The organism is Phyllobacterium sp. T2-21 (genome assembly GCF_055378485.1).
The window spans coordinates 38085-60563 of record NZ_AP027915.1 but is presented as its reverse complement, the minus strand read 5'-3'; the positions used below and the strand labels follow the sequence as shown (position 1 = coordinate 60563).

Sequence of the window (22479 nt, the reverse complement as noted above, 5' to 3'; positions counted from 1 at the left end):
TGGTTTTCTGATTAGCGTTTTGCTTTGTCCAGGGCATTCACAAGGTCGGCCCAGAGCTCCTCTACATTTTCAAGTCCCACATGCAGACGGATGGTTCGCGGGCTGACACCGAAGCGCCCGATGGAATTGGCGTCTGGCGTCTGCTGCAACGAGGCCATCGCCGGAACGACAAGACTCTCGTGACCGCCCCAGCTGACGCCGATGCGAAACAGCTTCAACGCATCGACAAACGCCGGCACGTCGACATCCTCGGTCACCTCGAAGGAAAACAGCCCGGTGTATCCCGTAAGCGTTGCCTTACCAGGATGGTTGGAATAGGCCGGGTGAATGACGCGCTCGACATCATCCCGCCCTTTCAGCCGTTCCGCGATGGTCAGGCCGCTCTTCATGTGGTGCGGCAGGCGCAAGGTCAGCGTGCGCAACCCGCGCAGCAACAGCCATGCCTCAAAGGGCGACAGCTTTGCGCCGAGATAGGAATAGGTGCGGCCGTTGATGCGGTCGATCATTTCACGCGATCCGGCCACCACGCCGGCCACGGTATCGCTGTGCCCGCCGAGATATTTCGAGGCCGAATGCAGAACAAGATCAATGCCATGGCTGATCGGCTTCTGGAACAGCGGCGTCGCATAGGAATTGTCGATGGTGGTGACGACACCATGCTGCTTGGCCAGTTGCGCGTAATGGGCAATATCCTGCAGCTCGAACATCATGGAGCTGGGGCTTTCCAGATAGAGCAGCCGGGCGCCGGGAAGTGCTGCGGCAACCGCATCCGGATCGGAACCGTCGACATAATCGACCTTGATGCCGAGATGCGGCAACAGGCGCTCGAACAGGCGGTAGGCGTCGCCATAACAGTTGCGCACGGCGACGATCCGATCCCCTGCCCCGACAAAGGCCAGCACGGTGGCGCTGATCGCGCCCATGCCGCTGGAGAATGCCCGGGCGGCCTCCGCGCCTTCCAGCGCGGCGATCTTGCTTTCAAATTCCATGACTGTCGGATTGTCGCCGCGTGAATAGATCGGCTGGCGTTTGCGGCCGGCAAAGGTATCGGCCATATCCGCATAGTTCTCGAAGGTGAACAGCGATGTCTGATAGATGGGCGGAACGACAGACCCGCCGGGAAATGGCTCGTCATGGGCAAGCAGCGTCGCCGCCTCTGCCATCAGGTCCTGATCATAGAAAAAGGGATTGTCGTTCATGTCTTGCTCTGTTTCCTGAGATTTGCAGCGCCACGTCGAAGGTCATCTTCAACCGTGGCGATCAGTTTCAATGCCTCGGCGCGCGCGCCTACGGGATCACGGGCCGCGATGCAGTTGAAAAGGGTACGGTGATAGGGAAAGCTGGCATGACCAAAGTCGCGCACGCCAAGCGGATGCTCCCAGAACCGGTGAAACATTTCATACATCGCGGCAATGATCTGTTCGAACAGCGGATTCCCCGATGTCTGGAAGATCGCCAGATGGAAATCCCAGTCTTCCTCCGAAGACATACCGGCGCGGGCATGAAAGGCTTCTTCCATGACGACCAGTTTTTTCTCGATAAAGGCGATGTCGTCATCGCTTGCCCGCTCGGCGCACAGAACGGCCGCTTCCGCCTCGAGCCCGCGGCGAATTTCCAGCGTATGCATCAGGCTGTTGAAATCATTGCCGGACGGCAGTGTCAGCGGCATATGCAGCATGTTGCGGGTCACGGCGGAGCGCAGATAGGTTCCGCTGCCCTGCCGCCGCTCGACAAGTCCGAGTTCCTGCCAGCGTGTCAGCGCTTCACGCACGGTCGTCCGGCTGACTTTCAGATATTCCGCCAGCAGCCGCTCCGTCGGCAGGCGGTCTCCCGGCTTCAACCCTTCGCTGGCAACGAAATCCACCAATGCATTCAGCACCGCGTCGTCGCGGGATGATGTCTGCACCGGTGAAAGAATCGGGTTGATCACGAAATGCCCTGCTTAATTGGTTGGACCATTGTGCCAATTCAGCATGGAAGCGCGCCCTTGTCAAATGGCGGTTCAAATTTTTTTGAACGCTATGGCCGCGAGGTGGCAACCGGAAAAGACGCAACGCCCGCGGCGCTGCGTCTTCGCTTGCGAAACGATAACCGAAGCGGCTACACCAAGCCCTGGCCGGCTGGATCGACCGGCCCGCGGAAGGACGCGCCGGTGATCTCATCCGGCAACAGCATGTCATTGTGCGCGCGGCCGGGCCGAATCATCGGGAAACAATTTTCCAGTCTGGCGACCCGGCAATCAAGCAGCACCGGCCGTTTGACGTCGATCATTTCCTGGATCGCATCATCCAGCGCATCGGGTGTGTCGCAGCGCAGGCCGAGCGCGCCAAACGCTTCGGCCACCTTCACGAAGTCGGGCAAGGCTGCCGAATAGGAGTGCGCGAGACGGTTGCCGTGCAAGATCTCCTGCGATTGCCGGACCAGCCCCATGTGCTCGTTGTTCAAAATGAATACCTTGACCGGTGCGTCGTACTGGATCGCCGTCGACAACTCCTTCATGGTCATCTGGATCGATGCATCCCCGGCAATATCGATCACGAGGCTGTCGGGGTGGGCGATCTGCACGCCGATCGCGGCCGGCAGGCCATAGCCCATCGTGCCAAGCCCGCCCGATGTCATCCAGCGGTTGGGGCTCTCCACGCCGTAGAACTGCGCCGCCCACATCTGATGCTGCCCCACTTCCGTGGTGATGTAGGTATCGCGATCCCTGGTCAGCGCATGAAGACGCTCGAGCGCGTATTGCGGCATGATGGCTGCGCGGTCCATCGCGTAGGAGAAGGATTCGCGGGCCCGCCACCGATCGATCGTCTGCCACCAGTCCCGCAGCCGCCGCTGATCCGGCTGAACCGGCAGAGCCCGCCAGAGACGCAGCATCTCGCTGAGAACACGGCCGACGTCGCCCCGAATGGCAATGTCGGCCGTGACGATCTTGTTGAGGGACGCAGGATCAATATCGATGTGGATTTTCTTCGATTTCGGCGAAAAACCGTCGATACGCGCTGTTACCCGGTCATCAAAACGCGCACCGATGCACAGCATGACATCACAATCGTGCATGGCCATATTGGCCTCATAGGAGCCGTGCAGGCCCGGCATCTTCAGCCAGTTCGGCCCCGATGCCGGATATGCGCCAAGCCCCATCAGCGTCGAGGTGACGGGAAAGCCGGTCAGCTCGGCAAACGCACGCAGCGAGACTGATGCCGCCGGTCCGGATCCGATCACGCCGCCGCCCGTATAAATGACGGGCTTGCAGGCTTTCGCCAGAAGCGCGAGTGCTGCCTGTATCTGAGCATCATCACCCGCTGTCGTCGGACGATAGCTTTCCCTCTCCCCGACCGCAGATCGGGCAGTGTAATAACCGCTGGCAAGCAGGATATCCTTCGGCATATCCACCAGCACCGGCCCGGGACGCCCTGACCGCGCGATGCGGAAGGCCTCGTGGATGGTGGCGGCCAGATCGTTGACGTCGGTAACCAGCCAGTTGTGCTTCGTGCATGGCCGCGTGATGCCGACGGTGTCGCATTCCTGGAACGCATCGGAGCCAATCAGCGTGGTCGCTACCTGCCCGGACAGGCACACGATGGGTATGGAATCCATCAGGGCATCCTGCAGGGGCGTGACGGAATTGGTCACGCCCGGCCCCGATGTGACCAGCATGACGCCAACCCTGCCCGTCGAACGGGCATAGCCTTCCGCGGCATGACCGGCACCCTGCTCATGGCGCACCAGTATGTGCCTGATCGCGCTTTGCTGGAAGATCTCGTCATAGATGGGCAGCACCGCTGCCCCCGGATAGCCGAAAATATGTTCGACCGCGTTGTCACGCAGTGCCTCGAGAACGATCTCTGCCCCGGTCATGGGCGCACGCGCGGATTCATGGGTGTATTTGCCTGTCATGGCAGTTCCTTGTTGCAATGGTTGGAAAGGGCGGGTTCGACGGGGCTGCCGGTGAAATTCGGGCGTAAAAAAAGGCCCCGTCAGGAGCCTGTTTGCCGCGCATGGGTGCTTAACGCCGGATGGTCAAACCATCCTGCCCATGCGCGATCGCACCACCACGAGAACCATTGCAATTTTCATAACCAATTTCACTAACCGGTAATGGGCGGGCCGTCAACGCCGCTGGCGGGCACATGCAGCCTGGGCACACGGAGCCTGGGCACACGGAGCCTGGGCGCATGCGGCTTGGGCGCATGCCACCGCTGCGGGCCTGCCCTGTGCACAACCAGCTTTCCGAGTCTTGTCAAAACTGAAATATTAGAATATTTATATTTCAATTGAGATTTTGGCTTGCGAAACGCCAGGGGAAATCCGTCAATACGAATGGGATAATTGCCAGAAGCGACGGGCGACAACCGCAGGACAAAAGGACAGGCAGCATGCTCACGGACGACAGAAAAACCAATGACACCGATAGAAAGCGCGACCGGACGCACCCGCTTTCATCCTCGCAGACCGCCTATGTGCAACAGCGCGCGGCGACACCGCGTGCGGCAACCCATATCTACAAGGAACTGCTCGAGGATATCATTTCCCTCCGCCGCAAACCGATGGAACCTGTCTCCGAGAAGGACATCGCGGCGCATTTCGGCGTCAGCCGCACGCCCGTCCATCAGGCTGTCCTGCGGCTCGCCGATGACGGCCTGATCGATATTTTTCCGCAATCGGGAACGTTCGTGGCGCGCATTCCACGCCGCGCGCTTTACGAAGCCATTCTCATCCGCAAATCGCTGGAAGAGACGACCGTAAGGCTTGCTGCCGAACAGGCCGACGCCGCCGATATCAAGCGTCTTGAGGCCAGCATCACCGAACTGACCCTGGCTGAAGCCGTCCCGGATAACGAACTTTTCCATCAGGCCGATACGAGTTTTCATTTGCAGATCAATGCCATAGCGGGTTTTCCTGGCATCTGGAATGTCATCCAGCAGGTGAAGATGCAGATCGACCGCTATCGGCGTCTGACCCTGCCGCAACGCGGCCGCCTGACCCGCGTCATAGTCGAGCACGAAGCCATTCTCGACGGTATCCGCCGGCACGACACCGCGCATGCGGTCGAAGCCATGGGCTTTCATCTCGGGCAAATGCTCAACGAGGTGAAGGAGATGCGCAATATCAACCCCAGTTACTTCATCGACGACGAATGATGCGCGGACGGGCGCTATACAGAAAACACACAAAGGTAAGACATGAAAATCGAAGTCAGACAGGTTTCCCATCCCGACGCCGTGCGTGCCTACGGCACGGACGATTTGCGCCGCCACTTTCTGATTGAAAGCATTTTTGAAACCGATGAAATCGTACTGACCTACAGTCATGTCGACCGTCTCGTCATTGGTGGTGCCCTGCCCGCCAGCAAACCGCTGACATTGACGGCACCGACGCCGATCGGCCAGGAATTCTTCCTTGCCCAGCGCGAAATGGGTGTCATCAATATTGGCGGCAGCGGCCGTGTGACACTGGATCGCGCCGTTCACATCCTCGATCCGCGGGATTGTCTCTACATCGGCAAAGGCGTGGCGGACGTGGTGTTTGAAAGCGTCGATCCGGCGAACCCGGCAAAATTCTATCTGCTCTCGACGCCGGCCCACGCCGCCCATCCGAGCACGCTCATCAGGCCGGAACGGGCGAAGCATATCCAGCTGGGTGACCAACTGACCTCAAACAAACGCACGATATTCCAGTACATTCATCCCGAGGTCTGCGACAGCTGCCAGCTGGTGATGGGCCTGACCCAGCTTGATCCCGGTAATATGTGGAACACAATGCCCGCGCACACCCACGACCGGCGCTCCGAAGCCTATCTCTATTTCGATCTCGCCAGCGATCAGCGCGTATTCCACATGATGGGTGACCCTTCCGAAACGCGTCATCTCGTCGTCGCCAATGAACAGGCGATCATCTCGCCCGGCTGGTCCATCCATTCCGGCGTCGGCACCTCCAACTACGCATTCATCTGGGCCATGGGCGGCGACAACAAGAGCTTCACGGATATGGATCATATCCCCATCGGTGCGCTGCGGTGACATCGGTGACACAGCCTTTTGATCTTTCCGGCAAAATTGCCATCGTTACCGGCGCCAATACCGGCATTGGCCAGGGCATCGCGGTCGCGCTTGCCGAGGCGGGTGCATCCATCGCCGCGGTTGGCCGCTCCTCCATGGACGAAACCCGTTCCTTCGTTGAAAAAGCAGGCGCAGGTTTCCAAGAAATAAGAGCCGATCTCGGCACCATCGCGCCGGTCGCCTCCATTGTCGAGGAAACACACAAAGCCTTCGGGCGATTGGATATCCTCGTCAACAACGCCGGTATCATCCGCCGCAATGACGCCGTCGACTTCACCGAAGCCGATTGGGACGCCGTCATGGACACCAATCTCAAATCGGCTTTCTTCCTCGCCCAGGCCGCCGGCCGGCACATGATTGCCGCCGGACAAGGCAAGATCATCAATATTGCATCGCTTCTGTCGTTTCAGGGCGGTATTCGCATCCCCTCCTACACCGCTTCCAAGAGCGGGCTGGCCGGAATCACCAGGCTCCTGGCATGCGAATGGGCCGCGAAGGGCGTCAACGTCAATGCCATCGCCCCCGGCTATTTCGTCACCAACAATACGACGGCGCTCCGGGACGATCAGGACCGCAGCGCCCAGATTCTGGCCAGAATCCCGGCTGGCCGCTGGGGTAATCCCTCGGATATTGGCGGTGCGGCGGTGTTTTTGGCTTCCCGTGCCTCCGATTACGTCCACGGAACCGTGCTGCCCGTCGACGGCGGCTGGCTGGCACGATAGAGCGGGAAAAGCGCCATGAATTACCAGTTCGATTTCGAAGCGCTCCTCCCCTACTGGCAAAGCTTTCTTCAGGGCGCGGTCACGACAATCGAGATGACGGTTGTCGCGGTGGCCATCGGGCTCGTCATCGGGGTGCTCTGCGCCATCGCGCGGCGCAGCGCCTATCCCTGGTTGCGTCTCGCCGTCGGCATTTACATCGAGATCGTCCGCAACACGCCGTTCATCGTCCAGATATTCTTCATTTTCTTCGGATTGTCGTCGATCGGCCTGACCATGCCGGTGTTTTTCGCCTCGGTTTTCGCCATGGTGATCAATGTCGGAGCCTATACCGCCGAGATCGTGCGGGCAGGCATGGAGGCCGTGCACCCCGGCCAGATCGAAGCAGCCGAAGCGCTTGGGCTCTCCCGTTTCCAGATTTATCGCGACATCATCCTCATGCCGTCGATTGAACGCGTCTATCCCGCTCTGACCAGCCAGTTCATCCTGATGATGCTGTCAACGTCGATCACGTCACAGATATCGGCGGAGGATCTGACGGGTGTCGCCAACAATATCCAGTCCTACACCTTCCGCTCGTTCGAGACCTACATCGTCATCGCCGCGATCTATCTCGTCATCACCTATCTGCTGCGCTTCGGATTTCACGCGATAGCACTCGCGATCTTTCCGCGCCGCCGCAAGCTGGGAACACCCCTGTGAGGACGCTGCCATGACCGACGGTTTCACCATAAATCATCTCGTTTACCTGCTGCACGGGCTCGTCTGGACCGTGGTCCTTTCCGCACTCGCTTTTGCGCTTGGCGGCGTCGCGGGGTTCTTTGTCATGCTCGCACGCACTTCGACGATGCGCTGGCTGCGACGGCTGTCCCTGGTCTATGTCCAGATCATTCAGGGAACACCGCTTCTCATCCTGATGTTCGTCATCTATTTCGGCCTCGGCGTCATTGGCATCGAATTGCCGCCGCTGATGGCTGCCGGCGTCGGCATGATGATCTATTCCAGCGCCTATCTCGGCGAAATCTGGCGCGGATGCGTCGAATCCGTGCCACGCACCCAGTTCGAAGCCGCCGAATGTCTCGCCCTTACCCGGTGGCAAGTGCTTGTGGATGTCATCCTGCCGCAGGCCATGCGCATCGCGACCCCGCCAACCGTGGGTTTCATGGTCCAGCTCGTCAAGAATACCTCGCTTGCCTCCGTTGTCGGCTTCGTCGAGCTGACCCGTGCCGCACAAGTCATCAACAATTCGCTTTTCCAGCCCTTTCTCATCTTTGGCATCGCCGCCGCCTTCTACTTCTGCGTCTGCTATCCGCTGTCGGTCTGGAGCCGTTCTCTCGAGAGGAAACTGAATGTCGGCCGCCGTTAAACTCCATGAAGTGATCAAGCGTTTCGGCTCCGTCGAAGTTCTGAAAGGCGTATCCTTCGATGTGGCACCGGGAGAAGTGGTGGCGCTTATCGGGCAATCCGGCTCGGGCAAGAGCACCGCGCTGCGCTGTATCAACCGGCTTGAATCCATTCAGGGCGGGAGCATCGAAGTCTGCGGCCACCATGTGGAATCGCCGGAGCTGAATATCCGGACCTTGCGCCAGGACGTGGGCATGGTGTTTCAGAGCTACAATCTGTTTCCGCACATGAATGTGGCGGAAAACATCATGCTCGCGCTGCGCCGCGTCAAGAGTATCGGCCGCGCCGAGGCGTTCGAGACGGCAAAATCCGTTCTCGCCAAGGTTGGACTGATCGAGAAAATCGAAGCCTATCCCGAACAATTGTCCGGCGGCCAGCAGCAGCGCGTGGCGATTGCCCGATCGCTCGCCATGCAACCCAAAGTGATGCTGTTCGACGAGGTGACCTCGGCGCTCGATCCGCAACTGACGGGCGAAGTTCTGCGTGTGATGGAAGATCTGGCCAAGGGTGGAATGACCATGATCGTCGTCACCCATGAAATGGCCTTTGCCCGCAAGGTCGCCAACCGCGTCATTTACATGAATACCGGCCGGGTCTGGGAGACCGGTACCGGTGACATGCTCGTACGGCCGGAAACGCAGGAATTGAAGGAGTTTCTGGCAAACGGCCTGTGACTGCAAATCCGGTCAAAACCGGCGTGACTGAATCAACTGGGAGAGAGAACATGAAAACGATGATGAAAGTGGCAGCCGCCGCAGCGGCTCTCATGATAGCCGCAACGGTGGCGCAAGCTGACGTGCTGGAAAATATCAAGAAATCCGGAAAGGTGCGCATTGCTGTCGCCATGGGCAGCCCGGAATATTCCTATGTCGACAGCGATCTGAAAGCGACAGGCTCCGATGTCGAGACCGCCCGGCTTATTGCCAAGGACCTCGGCGTCAAACTGGATCTGGTCGAGATTACCAATGCTGCCCGCGTACCGACCGTCCAGACCGGAAAGGCGGATATGGTCGTCTCCGCACTCGGCATTACCGAGGAGCGCAAGAAGGCTATCGATTATTCCATTCCCTATGCCACGCTGAGCCTGATTGTCGCCGCGCCCAAGAATGTCGAGATCAAGAATTACGCCGATCTCGCCGGCAAGCGCATCGGTGTTACCCGCGCCACCACAAATGACATGGACATCACCCAGAATGCGCCCGGTGCGCAAATCGTACGCTTCGAAGACGATGCGACCCTGATCACCGCGGCCGTATCCGGTCAGGTCGACATCATCTCCAGCCAGTCGGCTGTGCTGGGCGGCCTGAACAAGAAACGCACCAGCAATCCGCTTGAACTCAAATTCACCCAGAAGGAAACCAATCTGGGTATCGCTCTGCCGAAGGGCGAAAAACCGTTGCAGGATTGGCTCAACAACTGGGTAAAGACCAATTTCGCCAATGGAACGCTGCGGACTGTTTTCAAGGAATTCCACAACCGCGATTTGCCTGACGATCTCACCTCTCGTTGATCTGAGGCGCAAAAATGCTGGATCAGGGGTGCTCGCGCGCCCCTTTTCGCTGTCCACGCCTATGCCCGCCCCTCCCCATTGAGCGCCTTGATCACCGGAATGACCGAATACTGGCCAATTTCGGCCCTGTCGGTCAGCGCGCGCAGATATCCGCCGGGTGAGCGAATTTCGCCAGCCCGCTCCAATATTGCGGCAATGGTGATGGAAGCGTTGATATCTCCCATGGTTTCACGCGCCCTTTCCCAGGCATCCGGCGAAATACCGAGCATGGAGCGGACCAGACCGGCGGTCTGCATCAGATCACGCCAATCCCCGATGTCATTGCGGGCATAATCCCGGATTTGCGGGCAGGCTTCCAGGACGGCGCCCAACGGCAGCGCCGCGGTCTTCACCGGCCCGGCGGCCAAATCCCCCGGCCGGATATCGCTGTGCTGCGCCCGTTTCAGTTTGGCATCCAGCAACCGCTGGCGCATTTTTGACATTGCCTGGCTGCGCCCGGCTTCCACCTTGTCGTTTTCTTCGGTTTCAACATTCCCGTTACCTGCAGTTTCAGGCGCTGCCGTTCGTTTCTGGCTTTTTTCGGAAGCCCTTTCAAAATGGTGGTCTATATTTGAATTCTGAATATGGTGCTCAGAAGAAGAGTCAGTGCCGCTCATTTCTTCGTTTGAAAGTGTGTCGAGATAGGCTTTTTCGACCTCGCTACGCAGATCCGCAAGCGCGTCCCGCCTTGTTTTCATGGTCTCCAATGGCAGATGCCGGCTGACGCGCCCCGAGAGGGCTGCCAGTTCATCTGCATAGGTTTCCCACGCGCCTCGACGTTCCTCGCTCAGTCCAGCGTCAATGGTCTTGGAGACATCGCGCAGATGGATGGTGATTTCGCTGCGGACGCGATGAATGGCGCGCTCCATGTCCCGCGCCGCGGCCGCATGTTCCCTGATTTCATCGGCACGCAGTGCCAGGGGCGACAGGTCGAACCCGAACGCGTGCTCGATTTCCCCGCCTTCCCCGCGCCGGGCATAGCGTTTGCCGTTCGGGCTGTCGCGCCGGATGATCAATCCCGCTTCCACCAGCGCGGCAAGATGCCGGCGAATGGTCGCGGACGACATGCCACGCGTGCGCATGGATAGCTCCGCATTGGACGGAAACACGACCAGCGGTGCGCTTCCGTCGAGCAAGGTCTCGGGATAGAAGCTCAGAAGGGCCTCCAGCACCGCAATGGTGCGATCCGACAGGAAGAAAGCCGCGCGCGCCTGCGTCAATTCCCGCAGCAGCGCCCATTTTTCTGGGTGATTGGCCTCGCTACCGGCCAGTTTTTCACGGGCACGGGCTGTCTTTTCCTGCACTGCGAACATGGCATGCGACAGCGATCGCCCGCCAAACGGCGTCGTTGCAAAACGATCAGTCATTTTCTCTACCTCAAATTGAGGCAAGGGAAAGGTGTTGCCGGAACGCGTCCAACGCTTGACAAGTCAGGTAGGAAGTGATTCTCTAAAATTGCTACATTGAAGAGGGCTTCCGGAGCGGTAACGTTCTGGGGGCCTTTTTTCTTGCCGTTGTTCCTTCTCTTTGTTCTTTCCGTTCAACGCTTACACAAAACCAGAATAACGCCTGTGTCAGGCTTTTTGCCCGCTCCTGTAGCGCTGCAAAAGCCCGTCTAGCTCGCCAGCCACAAACTCCACGAACCCCTCGGGAACCGTGTCGGCAAAACTGATCGACCGCTCCTTTTTGCTGTTCAGAAGCTGGGCGATGAAATCACCATTGCCGTCGCGAATATGCCTTGCGGCTGCAGGATCGGCTTTGGCCGCCGCAGCTGGCCTGTTGAGCTCCAGCAGCCGCTCGAACACCGCTTCAAAGCGGCCGTCACTGCCCTGCAGCTTGAAATGGTCCTGCTGCACAATCGCCTGCGCTGCCGTTCGGCCATCCGGCTTCTTCAACAGATCAGCCAGTTTGACCCAGCGCGGCCGGCCGATTTTGGGTGCAGGGCCAATGGCCTGCAAAATCGGTTTCGGAATGGCATCCACGACCTGGAGGTAGCGGGTCATCTCGGCTTTGTGCAAAGCCAGGGCATCCTGCACCACCGACCGGCTGAAACCGCGGTCAATCAGGTTGCGGGCAAAGAAAGCCCGTTCGATAAAGGAGAGATCGCGCCGTTCGGCATTTTCCTTGCCCTGCGCCACCACAAGCTGGGCATCGCTCAGCTCACGGACGATCGCCTGCACCGGCAGCTTGAGTTCCGCCGCCGCCCGCAGACGGCGATGGCCGTAGGCGGTCTGGTAGTACCCCCTGCGCTCCGGATGCGGCCGGACGAGAATGGGAACCTGCTGGCCATTCAGCTTGATGCTCTCGACCAGTTCCCTGAACGTCTCGTCAAGGCCGAAATTGTGGCTCAACCGGTCTTCGACAAAAGAATACTCAATAAGCTGGGGATCAATCTCGATGACCCGTTCCGCTCCCTCGAGACTTTCTCTAATCTTGCGGGCATCCTCCAGCTCACGCGAGATACCGCCGAGCGACAGGCCCATAGCCTTGATGGCACCGGACGCCGTGCGCTGCTTCGGTTGCTCAGAAGGAGGAGTGTTGTCCATCGGAGCCGTATTGAGCGGCGTCGGCTCCGGCTGGGGAGCCGTATCCACCGTTCCGAAAAGCGCTTTGAGTTGATCCCTGCGGTTCTTGTCAGTCATGTGCTTGCCTCACACAGGCCGGTTCCAGGCCTTGAAGATCAGGCCCTGGATTTCAGCATTGACGGAGGACAGCGATTCAATGGCCCGGTCATAGGTTGCCCGGGTGAAACTGTCGCGTGAAACTTCATAAAGCGTCTGCTTGGTAAGGCCGGCGTCGGAAAACGCCGTCGATTTTACCACGGCCGATGTCAGCACGCGATCACCGAAGAGCGAGCGCAGGAAGCCGGCAATCTGCTGCTGCGGCGCGTCATTGGGCTCAAAGCGGGTGATGAGATAGCGCATGAAATCGAAATTGAGTTCGCCGCCCGCCTCGCGCACGACAGCCAGAAGATCCGCCGTCATGAACAGAAACTGGCTCATGGATGCCACATCGAGCATCTGCGGATGCACCGTGACGAGAACCGACGTGGCGGCGCAAAGCGCCGACAGCGTCAAAAAGCCGAGCTGCGGCGGGCAATCGATGACGACCACGTCGTAATCATCCGAGATCGTATCCAGCGCCGCCTGTACCCGGGCAAAGAACAGCTGCTGTTCGATGCTCTGCTGCGCGCCATGCTGGCGGTCGGCGAGCATTTGCGGTGTGGTGTGCTCGAATTCCTGCAGCTCGAGATTACCGGGAATAAGATCGAGCCCGTCAAAATAGGTCTTGCGGATGATATCGCGCATCAGGCGCCGTTCACCGTCATAGCGAATGGCCCCGTAGAGCGTGTCATTGCCGGTCAGATCGAGCTCCGGCTGGTAGCCGAACAGCGCCGACATCGATGCCTGAGGGTCAAGATCGACTGCAAGGACGCGAAACCCGGCCATGGCCAGATGCTGGGCCAGATGCGCGCTCGTCGTGGTCTTGCCGGAACCGCCCTTGAAATTGGTGACCGCAATCACCTGCATATGTTCGTTGGCCGAGGGATCGCGATGCGGCAGATAGGTTCGGGCCTTCGGGCCGCCGGCGTCAGCGAGATGATGGCGCAGCGCATTGATCTCGGCGAGCGAGTAAAGCCGGCGTCCATTGGCACCGGTTTCCGGCTGGGGCCCCTCGCCGGCAATGGAAAGCTGGCGCAGATAGCCGTCGGAAACACCGATGAGCTTTGCCGCCTCGCCGCTGGTGAATTTGCGCAGGGCCTTCTGGGCTGTAGGCGGAAACAGTCGGTTGCGCATCGCCTGCAACTGTGCCGACAGCATTTCTGCGTCGGCAGCGATGGCCCGGTCTGCGGTCAAGGCAGCGGATGGCTGTGGCACAGCCGCCAATTGCGCGCCATCCGGTTGAGTTGTCTGTACCGCATTCATCATAGTCACGTATCGTTCCTGTGCGCCTGTTCAATAGAATCGCATCAGCGCAGGATGAGGATGCGCCGATTCGACAGAAATACCAAAAAGGGTAACGCTGACCGGTGGTTTAACGCTGCAAAACAGCACTAACATTCAGATTTACGTGTAACGCTTATATCGCAGGATACCCCTTAAAACCGTAAGTAAACTGCTGAAAGAACCGAGTCGCGTCAAGCACTTTATAGTTAACGCAAATTAACCATTAAGGCAGAATCCCGTTTGGACGCACGGATCACTGTTATGTGTGGATCGGCGTGCAAAAATCGGATGCCGATCGGGGACAGTTTTGGAAGCCGTTTGACACCCTGACAATGGACATGGAGGATCACGTCAAAAGGCAGATCGTGTCGCTGTGGCTCCATGGACAAACCCTGCCCTCGCATTCTACTGTGGCCGTCACGGGCACGCACCACATGAGTCGGACGCGGGCCGCGGTTTCAGTCCAAAGGGAAAAACATGCGCATTCGGTCGATGATGATGGGGGCAGCTGCCTTGGTGGCGGTTGGAGCGTTCGCTGTGCACGCGCAGGCCGAAGGGTTCGAAAACATCGTGCTGTCCGCAAGCAAGGACGCGAACGAGACTCAGGCGACATTTGCGCGGGATACGGCCAAGATTTTCCTCTCCGCCGACCTGACCGACGAGGTGGCCTCGGGATCAAAGCTAACCGTGAGCTGGATTTCGGTGGATTCGGGCGGTGTCGCGCCGGCGAACTACAAGATCGATGAGGCCAGCTTCGAAATCGGCAAGATCGAAAACCATATCGACGCCTCGATTTCCAAGCCGGACGCCGGCTGGCCTGTCGGCACTTATCAGGTGCAGATCGCCGTTGACGGCACGATGAAGGAAGCGGTCGACTTTTCCGTAAAGTGACCGGCGCGCGCAAGGGGCCCTACTCCACGAGTAGGGCGTCGCCGCCCGCCGTCGATTGTGGCGCGAGAAGAGCGCGCTTCGGATTTACTTTCAATCCGGGCAAGCCTTACTGGTCCAGCCCATTGAAGACAGTGTGTATTATTAATTGCGATTGAGGTCCCGAGTTGGGCTTGTTCTCATCCTGCGCAGGAAGCTCAACCTCATCCGAAACTGTGTACAGACAGCTTATATTTGTCGCCAGAATGCCTGAGACGCCAGTCTGCGGCGGCGTTCGGTAAACGCCACGGCAAGAATGACCGAGGCGATGGTGGTGGCACCAACTGCGAGCAGGTAAAGCCACGGCACCGACATGGTTTCCGGTGGCGGATCAAAAACACCCGTCAGCATCCTGATAAGAATACCAGCCGTTATCACGCCCGTAACAAGACCGAATGTCAAACCTCCAAGCAGAATGATGGCGGCCTCGCTCCACAGGAATGCCGCGAGTTGGGCTGGCTTGACCCCGATTGCGTTGAGAATGGCATAGTCGCGACTTCGGTCAATAAAACCGAGGGCAAGCATGAGCCCAGCCGAGACAATCGCCATGATGAGCGCGAACACCAGTTCAATCGAGGTCAAGCCACGAAGGTCGACGGCGGTAAGGCTGGAGCCAATCAAACGGCTGACCGAGCCAATATCCACGATTTTCAACGATGGGAACGAGCCTAGTGATACGCTGGCCGCGCGCGCGACAGCTGCCGGATCGATACTTGTACGCAGCAGCACATACTCGGCCGTCGCGTCGCCGGTAATTTTTGAAACATAGTCCATGTTTGCGACCAAAAACGAATCTTTCGGCGCAGTGGGAAACTCCCTTACCACACCGATGAATTTAAACGGGTAGGCATGATATTGATGGTCGGCCGCGGTTTGCAGGCGCAGGTTTATCGTGTCACCCGCTTTTAGCTGAAAGTCCCTTACCGTTTCCTCTGACACGAGAACCCCGTCGGGCGTTTTCAGGAGGCTCGCCAGATTGTCGGCGGCAGTTCCCGCAGAGAAAAAGGCGTCGGACAGTTTCGTTGCAGCCTGAATGCGTGCGGGATCGATTCCATATAAATCCTGCAAATCCATGCCGACATAGGCGAAGCGATGCTGCATGGGACGCGCCACCGTGACGCCTGGAATGGATTCCAATTGCGCCAATTGGCTCCCCGCCGGTTGCAATGTCGTGCCAAAAACCGTGACGTCAGAGCCGTTTGTCAGTTCGGCATCCACATGGGCCTGATCGTTGAAGGTGCGATTGAAAACCGCCGTGGAGGTTGCAAACGACACCGCCATTGCGACCATGGCAATTGCGAGCGTCAATCGCCCGGCTTGTCGTGAAAGCGAGGACGATACAACCTTCGTCATCGACCCGCTTACAGGCATGACCATCGCGCGCAATATTGCACCATTTCCACGAATGATGAAGCCGCAGATGCGAACACAGAAAAGCGCAGATCCTAGCCAGAACAGGATCGGAGCGGCGAATGCCGTATAGTCGACGGCAGTCGCTGCAACTCCTTCCGTTGCCAGAACGACCTGGTAGCCATGTGCCGCCGAATGCCAGAAAATGGCTGCTGCCGACAAAATCAGCACGACGTCTGCATAGAATTGCTGCCAAAGCGGCATCGCAGCGGGTTCGACTGCTTTTCGGGCAAGCTGAACGGTTCGAAGCCGGGCCGCATTCCAGGCGGGAAGAATGACCGCTGCCAGGGATAGCAGCATGCCAAAAGCCGCCAGAGCCACGAACAGAAACACGTGCGATAAATTCAGCGACACATTTCCCAAGAACGTTCTGGTCAATAGGAATGCCAGGATCACTCCGCCGATGATACCCAATGGACCAACAACAAACGCCTCCATCGCCGTCAGCCAGAGGATTTGACGCATTGATGCACCGCGAACGCGCATTTGAGCTTGTTCACGTTTTCTGCGGCCGGCACCTGAAGCGGTAATGGCAAAAGTCAGCATCATTGAAAGCAGTATTCCCGGCACTCCAAGAAACAGAAACAAAACGCGGGCATAGAGGGCATCGCCTCGCACCGCATCCAGCCGTGCTCCAAGATTGTTGGCAAGCAACGCCGAACCTGCAACCCGGGCTTCAAGATGACGGCCGGCACCAGTGACGTAAGCATAGGCGGCATCGGGGTTTGCAGGTAATTCTGCATGCGAAAGCTTCGCATGGAACTGCAACTTGATGCTACCGGGAGAAGCTTCTTCCTGTTGTCCGAAAATATCTTTCCAAATATTCAAGGGAAGTATCAAGACATTGTCGGGTGGTGCCTGTGGAGCCGATTGGGGCGGCAAACCTATTGATTGGAAAAGTGAATCCGCGTCGGGCAAATCGACAATGCGATCGATTTTTAGCGTCGCGGGCGACAAACCGACACGATGGATCGTAACAACATCACCTGGCTTAACGTGGAGATTTGATGCTGTCTGCTGGGTTATCATCGTACCGCCGTTTTGCACTGACAATGAGCGGATTTCGGCAGGGAAGCTTTGCAGATACGCGGCGTCAAATGCGAGCACCTTGCCCGGCCCGGTGGTTTGCGTGGTTCCGTCACTCGTTGCTTCCAGGCCGGTCACACTTGCAAAATGCGCCTCCCCCATAGCGGCAACCCTTGCGGATTCAGCAATCGCTTTCTTTATCTCTGCTTTATCGGCTGTAGCCAGAACTTCGACCTGCCAGTCAATCGGAACGCCTGCAATCGCTCTCCTGGTCATCGTTTGGGCGCTGGAAGAAAGAAAAAGGCCGAGACACGCGATCAAGCCGACTGTCCCTGCAATGCCTGCAGCGGTTCCCAAAAGCTGCAGGGGGCGGCGCGTGACAAGACCGTATACCCAAAGACCCATCATTTCACGGCACCAATTCGGCAAGAGACGGATTGTCGGTGGTCAGCGTGCCGTGTCGCATCGACCATTGTTTCTCCATGCGCTCGGCGACCCTCAGATCGTGCGTCGCGATAATAAGCGCAGTTGACGTGCCGTCGATCTGTCTGAGAAGCACGTCGATCAATGTCCTGGCCGTTGCCACGTCAAGCTGGCCGGTCGGCTCGTCCGCAAGGATCAATCGCGGTTGCGTTACAAGAGCTCTTGCCAAAGCGACACGTTGGGCCTGCCCGCCCGACAACTCTTCCGGCAGCTTCCCCGCCAACCCATCGAGCTGGAATTCAGCGAGCAAGGCCATCGCACGTTGATCAGGCAGGCCATTCCCGCCTGAAACGATCAGCGGCAAGGCCACGTTTTCAAGAACCGTCAGAGCGGGAAACAAACTTTGTGATTGAAAGACATAGGTAATTTTCTCTGGCCGCAGGGTATCTCCGGCACCGAGTGCCGGCCAGACCACAATCCCTCGGGTGGGCCGGTCAAGGCCGCCCAGCAGATAGAGGAGCGTAGACTTGCCACTTCCGGAGGGGCCCGTAAGCGCAATCCGATCACCGGATACAATCCGGCACGATGACGGCTGCAGGACCGTGCTCATGCCGGATGTTCCGTCGGGAAAGTCCCTTGCAACATCTTTTGCATCGACCAGACATTCAGTCATGGACCACCTTCCCGTCCCTCAATCTGAGAACATGATCCGCGATACCGGACATCGCATCGCTATGGATCGCAACGAGCGTCGACTTGCCGGCCTGTCGCCGCTTTTTGAAATGTTCGATCAGGTGCGATTCAGTTTTTCTGTCAACTTCAGCTGTGGGCTCGTCGGCGACAAGCAGCACCGGGTCTGCAGCAAGCGCTACAGCCAACCCTGCGCGAGCCGCCTCCCCCCCGGACAGCTCATTCGGATATCCATAGGCACGATGCCGCAGATCGACCGTCGAAAGCAGCATTTCGATGCTGTTCATGTTTGCCATGCCGGCCAGGTGCATCTGAAGTTCGATGTTTTCGGTCACGGTGAGGTGCGCAAGAAGGTTCGGCACCTGTTGCAAAATGCCCAAACGCGTCGCTCTTATGGATGCTCGAAATGCTTCGGAGCGCCGCGTGATCCTCTCACCGGCAATGATGACGTAACCTCCGTCCGGTTCTTCAAGGCCTGTCAGGCATGACAGCAAGGTCGATTTACCGCTGCCCGACGGTCCGGTAATCGCAACAATCTCGCCATGCCCAACCTGAAGGCTGACGCCACGCAGCGCCGCCGTTTCATCATCCCCGTTATGGTAAAATCGGTACAATTCATGGGCTTCGATGAGCGGCATATCATTGCCAGCGAAACGATTGGGACATCATGCGCCATTGATCTGCATTGTCCGCTCCAAATGGTGCATACAGATCGAGCTCGGCAAGTTTTCCATTCCTGAAGTAAAGGTAGCGTCTGTTCTCAAGCCGAACCTGTTTGTTCGTGACCGCGTTTGGCTCGGAATCTGAAGTGTATGAAATCAGGATGGCATTGCCACCAGATACCTTTACGGCGCGAACGCCAGCGACCTTGACCGCTTTTCCAGCGGCCTCCATTTTGGGAACATAGTCTCGCTTTACGGATTCTACCGAGGGCGGCGAAGCGGCGGCGGAAACCATAACCACCACACCGTCCAATTTGTCAGTAAAGCTGACGCCGTCCGGTCCGTCCTTCCTTGCCCATCCTTCGGGAACTTTCAACGAAAAGCCGAGAGCGGAGCGATACTCGATAAAGACTTGGGTATCGGGGATGTCTCCGGGCGGATTCTTTTCCGTCGCAGAATCCTCAACCTGAGGTATCGATGCCGAATGCGCTACCGGCAATGTTAAGAAAGATGATGTGACAGCAGCTCCGAGCACCAAGGCGATCGTGACCGCGGGGTGTTTTTCGAGATATTTGTTCATGATCATTCCTTCGTGCGCGCCACCATGCGCCATCGAAGACCATAAACATCCAACTTTACGACCGCTTCGCCGCTACCATACAGTTCGGTAAGGCGAGAATTGTATTTGAAGAGCAATATCCGGGCGCTTTTGAGATTTGCGGGAAAAGGACCGATGTAAGGTCGTCCGCCAATATCATCGTGGAGAATTCCGACTTCGCGAATCCCAAATTGACATTGCGAAGAGTGCAATCGCACCCACCGACCGCTGATGGAAGGAAACGCCACGTTGTTGACGGGTTTTCAGGCGGCCGTTGCTCGCAGCAAGTTCAGGATCGCATTCTTGAGCTCTGCAGGGCCGTTGATCAGCGTATCGGCTCCTGCCAATTCAAGTTCCTCCCGGCTGCCGTACCCCCAGGTTACGCCAATCGCTTTCATATTGTTCGCATGCGCCCCGGACACATCGAATTTACGATCGCCCACCATCACGCATCTGTTCGGATTCAGCTGGTTCTCTGCCAGAATATGCGCAATCAACTCCGGCTTGTGATCTGTCACAACACCGGGTTCTGAACCGTAAATTCCGGCGAACAAGCGGTTCTGTTCAAGATTTTCCAGAATTCTTCGAGCAAAGAAGACGCGCTTTGATGTCGCCAGAAACAGTTTCATTCCCTCATTGCGAAGCGAATTCAGTGCGGAAGGTATTCCATCATAAAGCCTACTCATCAGGAGTCCCCGAGCGCTGTAGTCGCTGCGATAGGCATCGACTGCGTCAGAGATGCGATCGTCGCCGTAGGGTTCGAGCAGATATCGCATCACCTCCTCGATCGGAGGTCCGATCAACGCTTCAATATCCATAACCTCGGGCGGCTCATGTCCAAGCGCACGCAGGGCGGCACGACAGCTGGACACAATGCCGGGTTGCGAGTCGATCAGTGTGCCGTCGAGGTCCAGAAGAATGGAAAGATCAGAATTCGGCATTTGGATTGGATTTCCCATCGCTTTGACTTTTTGTATCTGCAACGGCCCCCGTCGTCATCCCCAATTCCGATCCGCTTGGCAGCAACAGTAGTTCGAAATTTCAGAATACGGCAGGTTCAAGTTGCGTTTTTCGTCTGAGTGTTCCGGCAATCAGGTGCACGCACACCGCAGTAAAGACAATCAGCGCGCCAATGATCGTGCTTGCACCGGGTGTTTCGTTGAATGCGAGCCAAACCCAGAGCGGCGCCAGCGGAGCGTCCAACGATCCAATCAAGGCCGTCTCGATTGCCGGAAGATGCCGGGCACCCAGTGTGAACAGCGCAAGACCAACGGCTGAATTAACAACACCAAACAGAGCCAGGATCAAAAGCTCATGACTGGTAATGGCAAGCGGATCACCGAGCGGCCAACACACCAAACCACTGAGCAAAGCCGACAGACAGGCGGCCGGCATGATCGGGATATTCTGATACCGCCGCGCGATAACCATCATGATGGCCATACAGACGGTAAGTCCAAATGCCAGGACGTCGCCCAACAGACCGCCTTCCACGCCCAGCCCCATCATCAGCGCCACACCGGCAAGGGCAAACAAACTTGCAATGATGGCGCTGCGTGTGGGTTGCTCATTCAGAACGAGCCAACTCAAACCCGCGGCAACGAACGGAACCGTGGCGTAAATGACCGCACCATGGGCGACGGTCGTGTGCCTGAGCGACGTGATGAAAAAGATCATTCCAATGGCGGATACGCCCGCGAACATCCATCCCGGCAAACCCATCGTTCGAAACGCCAGCCAACTCTTTCGACCTTCCAAAGCGAAAATCACCAATGCAATTGCAATCGCGCCGAAGATGCCGCGCCACGCCAGCATCGTCCAGCTATCCAGCGGAATAAGCCGTGTGAAAAATCCTGCTGTGCTCCAAGCCACCGCAGAGCCTGTAACAAACACCAGTCCCAGTCGATATCCCGCCGCGCTCATCGATCCGCCTTTGATTGAATAGAAACAATATAAGCCCACTGCTGACATCCCGGTGTCAGGAAACAATGAGATTTGAAATTGGATTTCTCGTTGCCCAATATGGCTTGCTCTTGCTCCGTATCGATCACCTTCGTTCCGTTGGACAATAAGCGCATGATGCTGCACACATCACGCACACAAGCAATCATGCCGTGAACACCGGGGCCTTAAATGTTCTTCCTGATCTCCAAAGTGGCGGGCTACGTGGTCCTGCCGTCCAATATCATCGGGCTTCTCGGTATTTTGGGCATGTTCGCCCTGATCCTAGGGTTTCGCAGGACAGGTCTGTCATTTCTCGTGATGTCAGTTGCGCTACTTGCAATCCTTGGCTGGTCTCCGGCAGGACCAGCAGCCCTACTGCTTCTTGAGAACCGCTTTCCACAACCCAGCATTACAGGGCCAGTTGCCGGCATCATCATGCTCGGAGGCGCCGTCGACACGCACATAACAGCCGGACGTCATAGCCCCGCTTTGAACGAGGCAGCCGAAAGACTGACGGCAACGGCCGAACTCGCCCGGCTTCATCCTGATGCGCGCGTATTGCTGTCCGGCGGTGCCAATCATCTTGTACACGACAACTCCCCGACGGAATCGCAGATTGCCAAAGATGTGCTTGTCTCTATCGGTCTACCTGAAACCCGCATCAGTATTGAGGAGCTTTCGCGCAACACGTGCGAAAACGGATCGGAAACCGCCGCAGCGTTTCAAGCCAAGCCAGGGGAACAGTGGCTGCTGGTGACTTCGGCGAGCCACATGCCACGGGCCGTTGCGTGTTTTCGTGCTGCCGGTATGAACATAACTCCCTATCCCGTGGATTATCGCACCCACGGGAGCGCAGATTGGCTCAGACCCGTTTCGACCATTGCCACCGGTCTTGCTGCATCTGATCTTGCGATGCATGAATGGCTGGGGTTGTTCGTTTATCGTGTCCTTGGTTTGACCGATGAGTTATTTCCGTCCCCTCGGAACCCGGTGTAGATCCTATCTCGGTCTCGATTGGCTGTGATAGAGGAACCTATGCTTCCGCGCCCGTCTTTCCCGGCTTCACGCTGATGGGGCCTTGAACGAAAGTGCTTCGCGGGGCGGTTTTTCAGATTATCCAA

At 57.7% G+C, this 22479-nt stretch carries 21 protein-coding genes; 9 read left to right on the top strand and 12 right to left on the bottom strand.

Annotation, left to right across the window (positions count from 1 at the left end):
- Positions 1-11: 11 nt before the first annotated feature.
- The 3 genes from ACZ5FP_RS22415 to ACZ5FP_RS22405 form a co-directional block, all read right to left on the bottom strand.
- The gene (locus tag ACZ5FP_RS22415; protein ID WP_464664708.1) at positions 12-1199 is read right to left on the bottom strand and encodes a PLP-dependent transferase; all 1188 of its coding nucleotides are present in this window, start codon (positions 1197-1199) and stop codon (positions 12-14) included.
- Positions 1196-1930, bottom strand: coding sequence for a FadR/GntR family transcriptional regulator (locus ACZ5FP_RS22410; protein WP_374042715.1), 735 nt, complete (start codon positions 1928-1930; stop codon positions 1196-1198). Before ACZ5FP_RS22410 ends, ACZ5FP_RS22415 begins: the two co-directional genes overlap by 4 nt.
- Positions 1931-2100: 170 nt before the next feature.
- The gene (locus ACZ5FP_RS22405; protein ID WP_464664707.1) at positions 2101-3897 is read right to left on the bottom strand and encodes an acetolactate synthase 3 large subunit; all 1797 of its coding nucleotides are present in this window, start codon (positions 3895-3897) and stop codon (positions 2101-2103) included.
- A 479-nt stretch (positions 3898-4376) separates the two neighbouring features.
- Here ACZ5FP_RS22405 and ACZ5FP_RS22400 point away from each other — a divergent pair, with 479 nt between their 5' ends.
- Genes ACZ5FP_RS22400 through ACZ5FP_RS22370 form a run of 7 tightly spaced genes read left to right on the top strand, consistent with a single transcriptional unit; the run spans position 4377 to position 9692 of the window.
- On the top strand, positions 4377-5141 hold the full coding sequence (locus ACZ5FP_RS22400; protein ID WP_464664706.1) for a GntR family transcriptional regulator: 765 nt from the start codon (positions 4377-4379) through the stop codon (positions 5139-5141).
- 42 nt (positions 5142-5183) lie between these two features.
- Complete coding sequence (gene kduI / locus ACZ5FP_RS22395; protein WP_464664705.1) at positions 5184-6020, top strand: 5-dehydro-4-deoxy-D-glucuronate isomerase; 837 nt, start codon at positions 5184-5186, stop codon at positions 6018-6020.
- Positions 6021-6025: 5 nt separating this feature from the next.
- Complete coding sequence (gene kduD / locus ACZ5FP_RS22390; protein ID WP_464664704.1) at positions 6026-6781, top strand: 2-dehydro-3-deoxy-D-gluconate 5-dehydrogenase KduD; 756 nt, start codon at positions 6026-6028, stop codon at positions 6779-6781.
- 15 nt (positions 6782-6796) lie between these two features.
- Positions 6797-7480, top strand: a complete 684-nt coding sequence (locus ACZ5FP_RS22385) for an amino acid ABC transporter permease (RefSeq protein WP_346305019.1) — start codon at positions 6797-6799, stop codon at positions 7478-7480.
- 10 nt (positions 7481-7490) lie between these two features.
- Complete coding sequence (locus ACZ5FP_RS22380; protein ID WP_105733670.1) at positions 7491-8144, top strand: amino acid ABC transporter permease; 654 nt, start codon at positions 7491-7493, stop codon at positions 8142-8144.
- Positions 8128-8856 carry an amino acid ABC transporter ATP-binding protein gene (locus ACZ5FP_RS22375; RefSeq protein WP_464664703.1) on the top strand — a complete coding sequence of 243 codons (729 nt, stop codon included), beginning with the start codon at positions 8128-8130 and terminating at the stop codon, positions 8854-8856. The genes ACZ5FP_RS22380 and ACZ5FP_RS22375 overlap by 17 nt, the downstream gene beginning before the upstream one ends.
- Positions 8857-8906: 50 nt before the next feature.
- On the top strand, positions 8907-9692 hold the full coding sequence (locus ACZ5FP_RS22370; RefSeq protein WP_464664702.1) for a transporter substrate-binding domain-containing protein: 786 nt from the start codon (positions 8907-8909) through the stop codon (positions 9690-9692).
- Positions 9693-9751: 59 nt separating this feature from the next.
- Here ACZ5FP_RS22370 and repC read toward each other — a convergent pair whose 3' ends face one another.
- The 3 genes from repC to repA form a co-directional block, all read right to left on the bottom strand.
- A complete protein-coding gene (repC, locus tag ACZ5FP_RS22365; protein ID WP_464664701.1) occupies positions 9752-11098 on the bottom strand; it encodes a plasmid replication protein RepC in 1347 nt (448 codons plus the stop codon).
- A gap of 207 nt (positions 11099-11305) precedes the next feature.
- The gene (gene repB, locus ACZ5FP_RS22360) at positions 11306-12373 is read right to left on the bottom strand and encodes a plasmid partitioning protein RepB (protein WP_464664700.1); all 1068 of its coding nucleotides are present in this window, start codon (positions 12371-12373) and stop codon (positions 11306-11308) included.
- Between the two features lie 9 nt (positions 12374-12382).
- Complete coding sequence (repA, locus tag ACZ5FP_RS22355; RefSeq protein ID WP_404928898.1) at positions 12383-13666, bottom strand: plasmid partitioning protein RepA; 1284 nt, start codon at positions 13664-13666, stop codon at positions 12383-12385.
- A gap of 489 nt (positions 13667-14155) precedes the next feature.
- Here repA and ACZ5FP_RS22350 point away from each other — a divergent pair, with 489 nt between their 5' ends.
- Complete coding sequence (locus ACZ5FP_RS22350) at positions 14156-14569, top strand: hypothetical protein (protein WP_464664699.1); 414 nt, start codon at positions 14156-14158, stop codon at positions 14567-14569.
- A gap of 225 nt (positions 14570-14794) precedes the next feature.
- Here the strand turns inward: ACZ5FP_RS22350 and ACZ5FP_RS22345 are convergent, their stop codons facing one another.
- The 6 genes from ACZ5FP_RS22345 to ACZ5FP_RS22320 form a co-directional block, all read right to left on the bottom strand.
- Positions 14795-17449, bottom strand: a complete 2655-nt coding sequence (locus ACZ5FP_RS22345; RefSeq protein WP_464664698.1) for an FtsX-like permease family protein — start codon at positions 17447-17449, stop codon at positions 14795-14797.
- Position 17450: 1 nt separating this feature from the next.
- Positions 17451-18137 (bottom strand): ABC transporter ATP-binding protein, encoded by a 687-nt coding sequence (locus ACZ5FP_RS22340; RefSeq protein WP_464664697.1) that lies wholly within the window; start codon positions 18135-18137, stop codon positions 17451-17453.
- Complete coding sequence (locus ACZ5FP_RS22335; protein ID WP_464664696.1) at positions 18130-18792, bottom strand: ABC transporter ATP-binding protein; 663 nt, start codon at positions 18790-18792, stop codon at positions 18130-18132. Before ACZ5FP_RS22335 ends, ACZ5FP_RS22340 begins: the two co-directional genes overlap by 8 nt.
- A 1-nt stretch (position 18793) precedes the next feature.
- Positions 18794-19396: a hypothetical protein gene (locus ACZ5FP_RS22330; RefSeq protein ID WP_464664695.1), complete on the bottom strand. Its 603-nt coding sequence runs from the start codon at positions 19394-19396 to the stop codon at positions 18794-18796.
- A 281-nt stretch (positions 19397-19677) separates the two neighbouring features.
- Complete coding sequence (locus ACZ5FP_RS22325) at positions 19678-20355, bottom strand: HAD hydrolase-like protein (protein ID WP_464664694.1); 678 nt, start codon at positions 20353-20355, stop codon at positions 19678-19680.
- Between the two features lie 100 nt (positions 20356-20455).
- Positions 20456-21337, bottom strand: a complete 882-nt coding sequence (locus ACZ5FP_RS22320; protein ID WP_464664693.1) for a DMT family transporter — start codon at positions 21335-21337, stop codon at positions 20456-20458.
- A 210-nt stretch (positions 21338-21547) separates the two neighbouring features.
- Between ACZ5FP_RS22320 and ACZ5FP_RS22315 the strand changes: the two genes are divergently transcribed.
- Positions 21548-22354, top strand: coding sequence for a YdcF family protein (locus ACZ5FP_RS22315; protein ID WP_464664692.1), 807 nt, complete (start codon positions 21548-21550; stop codon positions 22352-22354).
- Positions 22355-22479 lie beyond the last annotated feature (125 nt).

Excerpts from the sequence above, each read along its gene's own strand:
- ACZ5FP_RS22415 (WP_464664708.1), bottom strand. The coding sequence starts at position 1,199 with ATGAACGACAATCCCTTTTTCTATGATCAGGACCTGATGGCAGAGGCG.
- ACZ5FP_RS22405 (WP_464664707.1), bottom strand. The coding sequence starts at position 3,897 with ATGACAGGCAAATACACCCATGAATCCGCGCGTGCGCCCATGACCGGG.
- ACZ5FP_RS22400 (WP_464664706.1), top strand. The coding sequence starts at position 4,377 with ATGCTCACGGACGACAGAAAAACCAATGACACCGATAGAAAGCGCGAC.
- kduI (WP_464664705.1), top strand. The coding sequence starts at position 5,184 with ATGAAAATCGAAGTCAGACAGGTTTCCCATCCCGACGCCGTGCGTGCC.
- ACZ5FP_RS22385 (WP_346305019.1), top strand. The coding sequence starts at position 6,797 with ATGAATTACCAGTTCGATTTCGAAGCGCTCCTCCCCTACTGGCAAAGC.
- ACZ5FP_RS22380 (WP_105733670.1), top strand. The coding sequence starts at position 7,491 with ATGACCGACGGTTTCACCATAAATCATCTCGTTTACCTGCTGCACGGG.
- ACZ5FP_RS22375 (WP_464664703.1), top strand. The coding sequence starts at position 8,128 with ATGTCGGCCGCCGTTAAACTCCATGAAGTGATCAAGCGTTTCGGCTCC.
- ACZ5FP_RS22370 (WP_464664702.1), top strand. The coding sequence starts at position 8,907 with ATGAAAACGATGATGAAAGTGGCAGCCGCCGCAGCGGCTCTCATGATA.
- repC (WP_464664701.1), bottom strand. The coding sequence starts at position 11,098 with ATGACTGATCGTTTTGCAACGACGCCGTTTGGCGGGCGATCGCTGTCG.
- repB (WP_464664700.1), bottom strand. The coding sequence starts at position 12,373 with ATGACTGACAAGAACCGCAGGGATCAACTCAAAGCGCTTTTCGGAACG.
- ACZ5FP_RS22350 (WP_464664699.1), top strand. The coding sequence starts at position 14,156 with ATGCGCATTCGGTCGATGATGATGGGGGCAGCTGCCTTGGTGGCGGTT.
- ACZ5FP_RS22345 (WP_464664698.1), bottom strand. The coding sequence starts at position 17,449 with ATGATGGGTCTTTGGGTATACGGTCTTGTCACGCGCCGCCCCCTGCAG.
- ACZ5FP_RS22340 (WP_464664697.1), bottom strand. The coding sequence starts at position 18,137 with ATGACTGAATGTCTGGTCGATGCAAAAGATGTTGCAAGGGACTTTCCC.
- ACZ5FP_RS22335 (WP_464664696.1), bottom strand. The coding sequence starts at position 18,792 with ATGCCGCTCATCGAAGCCCATGAATTGTACCGATTTTACCATAACGGG.
- ACZ5FP_RS22330 (WP_464664695.1), bottom strand. The coding sequence starts at position 19,396 with ATGAACAAATATCTCGAAAAACACCCCGCGGTCACGATCGCCTTGGTG.
- ACZ5FP_RS22325 (WP_464664694.1), bottom strand. The coding sequence starts at position 20,355 with ATGCCGAATTCTGATCTTTCCATTCTTCTGGACCTCGACGGCACACTG.
- ACZ5FP_RS22320 (WP_464664693.1), bottom strand. The coding sequence starts at position 21,337 with ATGAGCGCGGCGGGATATCGACTGGGACTGGTGTTTGTTACAGGCTCT.
- ACZ5FP_RS22315 (WP_464664692.1), top strand. The coding sequence starts at position 21,548 with ATGTTCTTCCTGATCTCCAAAGTGGCGGGCTACGTGGTCCTGCCGTCC.